Annotated in this window: 7 protein-coding genes and 1 rRNA gene; 5 read left to right on the forward strand and 3 right to left on the reverse strand. The window is 51.6% G+C overall.

Annotated features, from left to right (window positions below; genetic code table 11):
* Positions 1 to 2 precede the first annotated feature (2 nt).
* The gene (emrB, locus tag CG67_RS07525) at positions 3 to 1,544 is read left to right on the forward strand and encodes a multidrug efflux MFS transporter permease subunit EmrB (protein ID WP_025902344.1); all 1,542 of its coding nucleotides are present in this window, start codon (positions 3 to 5) and stop codon (positions 1,542 to 1,544) included.
* A 57-nt stretch (positions 1,545 to 1,601) separates the two neighbouring features.
* Here emrB and CG67_RS07530 read toward each other — a convergent pair whose 3' ends face one another.
* The gene (locus CG67_RS07530; RefSeq protein WP_025902345.1) at positions 1,602 to 2,609 is read right to left on the reverse strand and encodes a tRNA/rRNA methyltransferase; all 1,008 of its coding nucleotides are present in this window, start codon (positions 2,607 to 2,609) and stop codon (positions 1,602 to 1,604) included.
* Between the two features lie 172 nt (positions 2,610 to 2,781).
* On the opposite strand from CG67_RS07530, the gene trxC reads away from it, so the two are divergent.
* The 4 genes from trxC (at position 2,782) to pssA (ending at position 8,137) form a co-directional block, all read left to right on the forward strand.
* Positions 2,782 to 3,204 (forward strand): thioredoxin TrxC, encoded by a 423-nt coding sequence (gene trxC / locus CG67_RS07535; protein WP_025902346.1) that lies wholly within the window; start codon positions 2,782 to 2,784, stop codon positions 3,202 to 3,204.
* A 76-nt stretch (positions 3,205 to 3,280) separates the two neighbouring features.
* A complete protein-coding gene (locus CG67_RS07540) occupies positions 3,281 to 3,982 on the forward strand; it encodes a tRNA-uridine aminocarboxypropyltransferase (protein WP_025902347.1) in 702 nt (233 codons plus the stop codon).
* 30 nt (positions 3,983 to 4,012) lie between these two features.
* Complete coding sequence (locus CG67_RS07545; RefSeq protein WP_038024739.1) at positions 4,013 to 6,658, forward strand: bifunctional acetate--CoA ligase family protein/GNAT family N-acetyltransferase; 2,646 nt, start codon at positions 4,013 to 4,015, stop codon at positions 6,656 to 6,658.
* 123 nt (positions 6,659 to 6,781) lie between these two features.
* Complete coding sequence (gene pssA / locus CG67_RS07550) at positions 6,782 to 8,137, forward strand: CDP-diacylglycerol--serine O-phosphatidyltransferase (RefSeq protein WP_025902348.1); 1,356 nt, start codon at positions 6,782 to 6,784, stop codon at positions 8,135 to 8,137.
* A gap of 185 nt (positions 8,138 to 8,322) precedes the next feature.
* Here the strand turns inward: pssA and CG67_RS07555 are convergent, their stop codons facing one another.
* Both CG67_RS07555 and rrf read right to left on the reverse strand, forming a co-directional pair.
* Positions 8,323 to 9,585 (reverse strand): MFS family transporter, encoded by a 1,263-nt coding sequence (locus CG67_RS07555; RefSeq protein WP_025902349.1) that lies wholly within the window; start codon positions 9,583 to 9,585, stop codon positions 8,323 to 8,325.
* Positions 9,586 to 10,319: 734 nt separating this feature from the next.
* Positions 10,320 to 10,435 (reverse strand): 5S ribosomal RNA (gene rrf, locus CG67_RS07560).
* Positions 10,436 to 10,610 lie beyond the last annotated feature (175 nt).

The following is a 10,610-nucleotide window of genomic DNA, read 5'->3' on the forward strand; positions in this document are numbered from 1 at the left end:
TCATGCCACAGAAACCACTGGAAGGACTCCCGCTGGTCCTGATGACCATTGCCTTATCACTGGCAACGTTCATGCAGGTACTGGACTCTACCATTGCGAACGTTGCTATCCCTACCATTGCAGGGAACCTGGGATCGTCAAACTCCCAGGGGACTTGGGTTATCACCTCCTTCGGGGTCGCAAACGCTATTTCAATCCCGCTGACCGGGTGGCTGGCAAAACGCTTTGGCGAAGTCAGACTGTTTATGTTGTCGACTATCTGTTTTGCTATTGCGTCCTGGGCATGTGGTATGTCAGGCAGTCTGTCTACACTGATTTTCTTCCGTGTCATTCAGGGGGTGGTCGCCGGCCCCCTGATCCCGCTGTCCCAGAGCCTGCTGCTGAACAACTACCCGCCAGCAAAACGGAGCGTCGCCTTGTCACTGTGGGCGATGACTGTGATTGTGGCCCCTATCTGCGGCCCAATTCTGGGGGGATGGATCAGTGATAATTATCACTGGGGATGGATCTTTTTCATCAATGTCCCGATAGGTATCGTGGTCATTTTACTGAGTCTGCAAACGATCCGCGGCCGGGAAACTAAAATCACCCGTCAGCCCATCGATATCGTCGGGCTGGTCAGTCTGGTGATCGGGATCGGTTGTTTACAGGTCATGCTGGACAGGGGAAAAGAACTGGACTGGTTCAGTTCCAATGAAATTATTACCCTGACGGTGTTGTCGGTGGTTGCCTTGCTGGTATTGCTCATCTGGGAACTGACAGATGACCACCCTATCGTAGATTTATCGCTGTTCCGCTCACGAAATTTCACCATCGGTTGTGTGTCGATCAGTCTGGCTTATATGCTGTATTTCGGGACTATCGTTTTGCTGCCTCAGCTGTTGCAGGAAGTTTTCGGATATACCGCCACCTGGGCCGGGCTGGCCTCCGCGCCGGTAGGCATTTTACCGGTCATTTTATCACCGATAATCGGACGATTCGCCCATAAGCTTGATATGCGGATGCTGGTGACCTTTAGCTTCATTATGTATGCCGTCTGTTTTTACTGGCGTGCTTATACTTTTGAACCGGCGATGAATTTTGCAGCCAGTGCGTGGCCTCAGTTTATCCAGGGATTTGCGGTAGCTTGCTTCTTTATGCCACTGACAACCATTACCTTGTCAGGGCTGCCTCCGGAACGGATGGCGGCGGCGTCCAGCCTGTCAAACTTTCTGAGGACACTCGCGGGTTCGATAGGTACCTCTATTACGACGACGCTCTGGAGTGACCGCGAGTCACTGCACCATAGTCAGCTGACTGAGTCCATCAATCCGTATAATCCGAATGCGCAGCAGATGTACCAGAAACTCGAAAATATGGGAATGACCCACCAGCAGGCCTCCGGTTATCTGGCGCAACAAATTACGAATCAGGGATTAATCATTTCTGCCAATGAGATTTTCTGGGCAGCAGGAGGGATTTTTATTCTGTTACTGGTGACTATCTGGTTTGCCAGACCCCCGTTTGGCAGTAGCGGGAAAGCCAGTGATGGCGGAGGCCATTAGCCACAGATATATTTTCGCCAAAAAAAAGCGCCTTTCGGCGCTTTTTTCTTATGCGGCTTAGCGATTCTGACGCCACCATTCAGCCAGCAGGATCCCTGTGGCAACAGAGACATTCAGACTCTCGACACTACCTGTACCATCAATCGACAGACTGACATCTCCCTGCTTCAGCGTCGACTCTGTCAGCCCGTCGCCTTCCTGACCTAATACCAGTACCATTTTCTCCGGCAGCGTGGCCGCAGACAAAGGCTGACCGGCATGACTGGAGGTGGTAACAATGGTGTAACCGGCCTGACGGAATGCATCCAGTCCCTGCCCGAAGTTATTCGCAGTAATGGCCTGCACATGCTCAGCCCCGCCTTCCGCCGTACGAACAGCCGCACCGGATTCCAGTAATGAAGCATCATCAACCAGAATACCTTTCGCACCGAAATGCGCACAGCTACGCATAATCGCACCCAGGTTATGCGGGTTACCGACATTTTCTAATGCCAGCACGCACTCTTTTTCAGCAGACTGTGCCAGCCATTCGCTGACATCCTGTCCCATATGTTTCTTGATGATGAAACAGACGCCACCATGGTGTTCAGTGCCCGCCGCTTTTACCAGCTCAGCATCTTCAACCACATGATAAGCTTTACGGTTAGCAGCCAGCCAGCGCAGGGTTTCACGAAAACGCGGGGTCACACTCTGAACAAACCATGCACGGACAATGGCTTCAGGACGGCTCTGGAACAGCGCCTGACAGGCATTTTCACCATAAACACGCGTTTCTTCCTGACGCTGCTTACGAATAACTTCAGGATCGATAATATTTCTGACAGGAGAATCCGCTTTCGGGGCAGTCGCTTTCGCAGTCGCGTCCTCTTCAGACGGCGCCCGTGAAACCGTACGCCACGGAGAACGGGATTTCTCTTCCTGACGGCGACCTGGCTCCTGCTGACGTGACGGAGAGCGACCTCCTTTGCCTGTCCGCGGATTCCCTGTACGTTGACGGGTATCATCCTCGTTGCGAACATACATCACTTTAACTTTATTGCTTTTGCCTTTTAAATCGTCGCTCATTCTTTCCTCCTGTTCTGGAGCGCGAAGATTACCTGATGTCACGCAGCTAATCTATTAACTTTGCCCATTAATACTGTCATCTATTATAGCTATTGATGGATCCTTCTGGCCCGTAAACGCAGTATGGCAGATAATCAGGGATAAATTTGCTTTACCTTTATCAGAGGTCATCATGAATACCGTATGTAGCCAATGCCTTGCCATCAACCGCCTGCCTGAAGAAAAGAAAGACGATAACGCAAAATGCGGACGCTGCGCTGAGCCTTTGTTTACCGGAGAAGTCATCAACGCGACCGCCGCGACACTGGATAAATTGCTCCGTGATGACTTACCGGTCGTGATTGATTTCTGGGCCCCCTGGTGCGGTCCTTGTGTCGGATTTGCGCCGGTATTTGAGGATGTCGCCGAAGAACGGGCGACAGAGATGCGCTTTATCAAGGTCAATACTGAGAACGAAGCAGAGCTCAGTGCCCGTTTCCGGATCCGTAGCATTCCGACGCTGATGCTGTTCAGTCAGGGTAAACACATCGACACTCTGGGCGGTGCCTTACCGAAATCCGGCTTTGAACAATGGCTCGATGAGCCACGCGGATAATACCCGCCTCCGGGAAAACTACGCAGTCGTCACCTTTTTGATTTACACTGCAGTTTTCCCGGATAACAAGATACCTATGCCAGATAATGCCGTACTGACACTCAGGGCACATCGCCTTGCGCGGTCCACCCGCCCCTTCCTTGCCCGGGGAAACCGGGTTGTCCGGTGTCAGCGTTGCCTGCTCCCCGTTCCCCGGTGTTTATGCCACACCATCACTCCTGTGCCGGCACGAAGTCAGTTTTGTCTGGTGATGTTCGATACAGAGCCGATGAAACCGAGCAATACCGGGCGCCTGATTGCCGATATTCTGCCTGAAACCACGGCCTACGAATGGTCCCGTACCGCTCCCCCGCAGGCATTGCTGGATACGGTAAATAATGACCTGCTACAACCGCTGGTTGTCTTTCCCGGCCATTATGCGGCCCCTGGCCGGGAAGTCATAACTGCCCCGCCACGCCAGGGGAAACCACCCCTTTTTATTATGCTGGATGGTACCTGGACCGAAGCCGCAAAAATGTTTCGTAAAAGCCCCTGGATGGACCGCTTTCCGGTAATGTCATTAAATGTCACCCGTCCATCCCGTTACAGCCTGCGGGAATCACCGGGTGCCGGACAACACTGCACTGCGGAAATCGCTATCGCATTACTGGAACAGGCCGGTGATGAAGCCGCAGCCGCCGAGTTACTGAATCACTTTGAATGTTTTCGTGAGCGCTATCTGGCCGGAAAACCCTCTCACCAGGCATACCTCACAGAAAAGCAGCAACAACAGGAATAAACTGCAGCAGGATATCTCAGGAGATAAATAATGAGTCAGCGTGGCCTTGAAGCATTACTGAAACCCGCCTCGGTCGCAGTGATCGGTGCTTCAGAGAAGCCCGGTCGCGCCGGTCACCTGATGATGCGTAACCTGCTTGCCGGGGGCTTTAAAGGTCCGGTACTGCCGGTAAATCCCGGCCGGGCGTCGGTCTGTGGCGTACTGGCTTATCCCTCGATTGAAATGCTCCCGCGGATCCCGGACCTGGCGGTGATCTGCACACATGCTTCACGTAACATAGATATCCTGCGACAACTCGCAACCCTCGGCTGTAAAGCCTGTATTATTCTGTCTGCCCCCCGGGAGCAACTGCCCGTATTAAAGCGGCTGGCAGGTGAGTTGGGAATGCGTATTCTTGGCCCGAACAGCCTGGGACTGCTGGCCCCCTGGCAAGGGATCAACGCCAGTTTTTCTCCGGTGCCAATACGCCGCGGCAGGCTGGCCTTCATTTCACAATCAGCCGCCGTTTCCAATACTCTGCTGGACTGGGCACAACAGCGACATCTGGGGTTTTCGTGGTTTATCGGCCTCGGAGACAGCGTTGATATTGCCGTCGATGATATCCTCGACTTCCTCGCCAGAGACAGTAAGACCAGCGCAATCCTTCTGTCACTGGAAAATCTGGCAGATGCCAGGCGCTTTGTGTCGGCATCCCGCAGTGCTTCGCGCAATAAGCCCATTCTGGTGATCAAAAGCGGCCGCAGTCATCAGGCCAGAGAACTGCTGGAGGCTACAGAAAGTCTGGATGCCGCATGGGATGCTGCCATCCGCCGTGCCGGGATGCTGCGGGTAAAAGATACACATGAACTCTTTTCTGCGGTAGAAACCCTGAGTCATATGCGCCCCCTGCGTGGTGAACGGTTGTTTATCATCAGTAACGGTGCAGCTCCCGCGGCTCTTGCGCTGGATGAGCTTCACACCCGAAAAGGCGTGCTGGCACCGATGAGCCACACGCTGACGCAAGCGCTACAATCGGTTCTGCCGCCAGCTCTTCGTACAGGTAACCCGCTCAATCTGCTGGATGATGCAACCACGGAGCGTTACCTGTCGGTGATAACCCCGTTACTGGACAGTCAGGATATCGATGCGCTGATGATCATTCATGCGCCCAGTGCCGTCTCCTCCGCCAGTGAGACGGCCACAGAGATCATCCGCCGCGTTCGGGAACATCCCCGTGGCAGGCGGGTCACTCTGCTGACCAACTGGTGCGGTGAATACTCATCACGGGAAGCGCGGGAAGCCTTTACCCGCGCGGGGATCCCGACCTGGCGAACCCCGGAAGGAACGGTCACCGCGTTTATGCATATGGTGGAATACCGTCGTAACCAGCAGCAACTACGTGAAACGCCGGCCCGCCCGGCGGGCATGCCACAGCGACATCTCAATATACGTCAACTGTTACAGCAAATGCTGTGCAGTGGTAAGAGACATCTGGATACTCACGAAGTACAGGCACTGTTTCGCGAATACGGACTTAATACCCTGCCCACCTGGGTGGCAGCTGATAGCCAGCAGGCGGTCAGGGTTGCCGAAAATATCGGATACCCGGTCGCACTGAAATTACGTTCTCCGGATATCCCCCATAAGTCTGAGATCCAGGGAGTCATGTTGTATCTGCATACCGCAACCGATGTCCGGCAGGCGGCAGAGGCTATTCTGAGCCGGGCACGTTCGGCCTGGCCTGAGGCTGATATCCGGGGACTCATCGTCCAGAGTATGGCGCGGCGTGCCGGTGCTGAGGAGTTGAGAGTCTCCGTCCGGTCAGACCCGCTTTTCGGACCCGTGATCCTTCTGGGCGAAGGTAATGGTGAATGGGAAAGTGATCTGTCCATGGCGGTAGCTCTTCCGCCTCTGAATATGACACTGGCGAAAAATCTGGTTGAGCGGGCAATTACCCTGGGCGCCATCCGCGGAAGAAATGCCTTACAGGCGTTGGATATTACGGCAGTAAGCGAATACCTGGTCCGGATTTCGACGATGATTATCGACTGTCCTGAAATTGAATGGCTGGATATCCATCCGCTACTGGCGGCAGGAGACCAGCTGACCCTGCTCAATGCCACGGTGTTGCTGGCACCGTTCAGTGGCGAAAGTGAATCACGCCTTACCATCCGGCCATATCCGCAACACCTTGAAGAGCAGGTGACACTTAAAAACGGTCAGCAGGTACTCTTCCGTCCTATCCTTCCGGAAGATGAGCCGGGACTGAAAACCTTTATCTCGAAGGTCACGAAAGAAGACCTCTACTATCGCTATTTCAGTGAGATCAGTGAATTTACTCATGAAGACCTGGCCAATATGACACAGATTGATTATGACAGGGAAATGGCTATAGTCGCTATTCAGTCTGCCGCTGATCAGGAAGAGATTATCGGAGTGACCCGCGCGATTTCAGATGCTGATAATATTGATGCAGAATTTTCCGTATTGGTACGTTCAGATCTTAAAAATATCGGGCTGGGCCGCCGTCTGCTGGAGAAGATGATAACTTACACCCGCCAGCATGGACTGCATCGCCTGAACGGCATCACATTGCCCCGTAATCAGGGTATGATGACACTGGCTGGAAAACTCGGATTTAGTATGGAAAGGCAAGCCGATGAGGAGGTAGTCACACTCCGCCTTCCCTTGCGTTAGGGTTTGAAAAGCGTACAGAAAAGTAAAATTGCCACGACATGACAGGGTTAATGTTACACTTGCCCTTCAGACCATGACTTTTTCGGTTAAAACGTACATTGAACAGAGAAGAAGCGCATTGTGATATTGTCAAAATTTAAACTCAATAATCACCAACAGTACCTCGCGCAACTGCCCGGACTCGCCCAATCTGCTGCTGATTTCACTATGCTGTACTCTGCGGTAGAGTTTCACCAAACCTTACTCGAAAAAATTTCGGCGGCAACGACCCGTATCTGCCTGGTTTCACTTTATCTGGAAAATGATGAAGGTGGCCGTAGTGTAATGGATGCCCTGTATGCCGCCAAACGCGCGAACCCGGACCTGGATATCACCATTTGCGTTGACTGGCACCGCGCACAGCGCGGTCGTATCGGTGCAGCCCGGGGCGTGACTAATGCCGACTGGTATTGTGAAATGGCCTCGGCACACCCTGATATAGCGATCCCTGTTTACGGTATACCGGTGAACACCCGCGAAGCACTTGGCGTACTGCATCTGAAGGGCTTTATTATTGATGACTGCGTCATTTACAGTGGTGCCAGTCTGAATAATGTTTATCTCCATCAGGAAGACCGCTATCGCTATGACCGCTATCAGGTCATCCGTAATTCAGCCTTAGCCGATACGATGTCTGAATGGATTGATATCAATCTGAAGCAGGCCGAAGCGGTCCACCGTCTGGATCAGTCTGAGCGCCCTTCCAGCCCGGAAATTAAAAGCGATACAAAGCAATTCCGCCAGGAATTACGCACGTTTAATTATGAATTTGAAGACCAGTCTGCCGAAGGGCAACTGACCGTGACGCCTCTGGTCGGCCTGGGTAAGAATAACATTCTGAACCAGACTATTTTTCATCTGATGCCCTGTGCAGAATACAAATTAACTATCTGTACTCCGTACTTTAATATGCCGGCGATCCTCGTCAGAAATATTATCCGGCTGTTACGTCAGGGTAAGCAGGTTGAGATTATCGTCGGTGATAAAACCGCGAATGATTTTTATATTCCGCCGGAAGAGCCGTTTAAAATTATCGGTGCGCTGCCTTATCTGTATGAAATTAACCTGCGACGTTTCGTCAGCCGGTTACAATATTATGTCGATAATCAGCAACTCACCGTGCGTCTCTGGAAGGACGGAGAAAACAGTTATCATCTGAAAGGAATTTGGGTAGATGACGAGTGGATGCTGCTGACTGGTAATAATCTGAACCCTCGTGCCTGGCGACTCGATCTCGAAAATGCCATTCTTGTTCACGATCCGCAGCAGCAACTGCTGGATCAGAAAGTGAAGGAACTGGCATTGATCCGTGAACACACCACGATGCTCAATCACTACAATGAGCTGGAAAGTATTGCTGAATATCCGGCCAGGATTAAAAAACTGATCCGCCGCCTGCGCAGGATCAGAATCGATCGCCTTATCAGCCGTATTCTGTAATATCTCCCGCCCCGGCCACCCGGGGCTGTTTCTACTCTGTACTCCGCAAACCAACCGCAGAACGACTTACGGCGATCAGCTGAAGGTTAAGAAAGAACAGAGAACTTTCGGCTACTGCATCGCCTCGCACAGTGGTCGTTTACAGAACATAAAAAAACAGCCCCTTACGGGGCTGGTCTTTAAGACTATAGTTTTATTTCCTTCCCTTTCCGGTGCAGTCCCAGCGCTATCAGGAAACTGATCGCCCCCATGACCGACACATACCAGAAAAAGCTGCTTTCAATACCACTATCTTTCAGCAGCAATGCAACATATTCCGCAGAGCCACCAAAAATCGCATTTGCCAGCGCATAAGGTAATCCGACCCCCAACGCCCGAATTTCGGCAGGGAACATCTCAGCCTTCAGGACGCCGCTGATTGCGGTATAGAAGCTGGTGATCAGCAGTGCCAACACGACAAGTACCAGGGTGAATGCGGGGCTGCTGCCCGGCGCTTTCAGTAAGGTCAGTAAGGGCACGGTGAACAGAGTCACGCCTGCGCCGAAAATCAGCATAGAGGCACGACGACCGATCTTATCCGACAGCGCACCGATCAGTGGCTGTAGGATCATAAAGACCAACAGAGCACCGGTCATGATGAGGCTTGCAGTTTTTACATTCAATCCCGCCGTATTTACCAGGTACTTCTGCATATAGGTCGTGAAGGTATAAAAGCTAAGGGAACCTCCGGCAGTGAAACCAATCACCATCAGGAAAGGACGCCAGTGATTTTTCAGCAATCCACTCAGGCTGCCTGCATCTTTATGACTCCGTGTTTTGCTGTCGGAAGTTTCATGCAATGAGCGACGTAACCAGACAGCGATCACCGCCAGCACCGCCCCGAGGAAAAACGGGATCCGCCATCCCCAGGCACGCAATTCCGCATCGGACAGGATAATCTGCAGGATAACCACCGTCAGCACTGCCAGCAGTTGTCCGCCAATCAGCGTGACGTACTGAAACGAAGCATAAAAGCCCTTACGGCCTTCAACTGCGACTTCACTCATATAGGTCGCACTGGTACCGTACTCACCGCCGACAGAAAGCCCCTGCAGCATTCTGGCCAGCAGTAATAATGCCGGAGCCATCACCCCGATAGAGTCATAGGAAGGCAGACAGGCAATCACGAGGGAACCAAAACACATCATACAGACGGAAATGAGCATGGAGTTTTTGCGACCATAGCGATCCGCAATATATCCGAAGATCCAGCCACCGATAGGACGCATCAGAAAACCGGCAGCAAAAATACCCGCTGTTTTTAACAGCTGAGAAGTGGTATCCCCTTCAGGAAAGAAGATATGGGCAAAATATAAGGAAAAGAATGAATAGACATAGAAGTCGAACCATTCGACCAGGTTTCCCGAAGAAGCACCGACAATCGCTTTAATGCGGTCTGTGTTAGTCATTGGTGGTTGTGTATCTGCAGAAGCGGCCGCAGAAAGATGACTCTTTAACATGAATGGCCTTAATCGTTATTAGACATTTATTGGTCATCCCAGCATAAGTATCACAGAGGCAAAGTAAAGATCATTTATCATTTTTCGTTATATCAAAAAACATTTTTATAGGAAAATAACAGAACATAGGAAAAATCGTGCATTTTTCAGTCATTATAACCAGATTTTGTGAAAAAAATGGTATCTGTCACTGCATAATTCAAAAAAAAGGGAATACTGAATCACGTTTTATGCTGTTTTTATTTAGTTAAGACAGGCTGATATAAGGTGCCAGACAGACCACATAACAATCGTTATCGCGAATGCCCCCTCGGGTGGAAATAAAACCTCCTGATCAGCCTGACATTCTCCGGTATCAGAAGGGGAGATATCCGCTTTTTTGCTGCCAGCAGCGTTCATACACAATATTTTCCTGCGTATTACCATTATTACTACTGCAGGAATAACGGCTCAACACATCATTCAGTGGTCACATTAAAGGCTGCGGTGATCTCACGGAGCCTCTCCGCCCCCTTCTCCCGGCCCGGAATGCAAAAAGGCCGCCCCTCAGGGCGGCCTCTGCCTTTTCATGCCGCCGCCGCCGGGTTTTCCCCGGTGCCCGCAGACATGCTTAATAAAAAATGTGATAAAAATTCCATAACAAAAAGGCCATCCGTGAGGATGGCCTGTCTGTTTTATTGGATGCCTGGCAGTTCCCTACTCTCGCATGGGGAGACCCCACACTACCATCGGCGCTACGGCGTTTCACTTCTGAGTTCGGCATGGGGTCAGGTGGGACCACCGCGCTCTTGCCGCCAGGCAAATTCTGGTGCTATGTCCTGTGTCTTTTTCACTGATACTGCGTTGGCTGCCTTTGTGCTGTTCAGTCACATACTTATGTATGCTCCCTCTCATCACGCAGTTGCCGCCTTGTCTCAGCGTAAAATCCTTCGGACGTATGTCCGCAGAACACAACTAAATTTTTATATCAACAA

The organism is Tatumella sp. UCD-D_suzukii (assembly GCF_000611875.2).
Classification (GTDB): domain Bacteria; phylum Pseudomonadota; class Gammaproteobacteria; order Enterobacterales; family Enterobacteriaceae; genus Tatumella; species Tatumella ptyseos.

What these genes read in the sequence shown, in the direction of transcription:
- CG67_RS07530 (WP_025902345.1), bottom strand. Translation starts at nt 2,609, where the DNA reads ATGAGCGACGATTTAAAAGGCAAAAGCAATAAAGTTAAAGTGATGTAT.
- CG67_RS07545 (WP_038024739.1), top strand. Translation starts at nt 4,013, where the DNA reads ATGAGTCAGCGTGGCCTTGAAGCATTACTGAAACCCGCCTCGGTCGCA.
- emrB (WP_025902344.1), top strand. Translation starts at nt 3, where the DNA reads ATGCCACAGAAACCACTGGAAGGACTCCCGCTGGTCCTGATGACCATT.
- CG67_RS07555 (WP_025902349.1), bottom strand. Translation starts at nt 9,585, where the DNA reads ATGACTAACACAGACCGCATTAAAGCGATTGTCGGTGCTTCTTCGGGA.
- trxC (WP_025902346.1), top strand. Translation starts at nt 2,782, where the DNA reads ATGAATACCGTATGTAGCCAATGCCTTGCCATCAACCGCCTGCCTGAA.
- CG67_RS07540 (WP_025902347.1), top strand. Translation starts at nt 3,281, where the DNA reads ATGCCAGATAATGCCGTACTGACACTCAGGGCACATCGCCTTGCGCGG.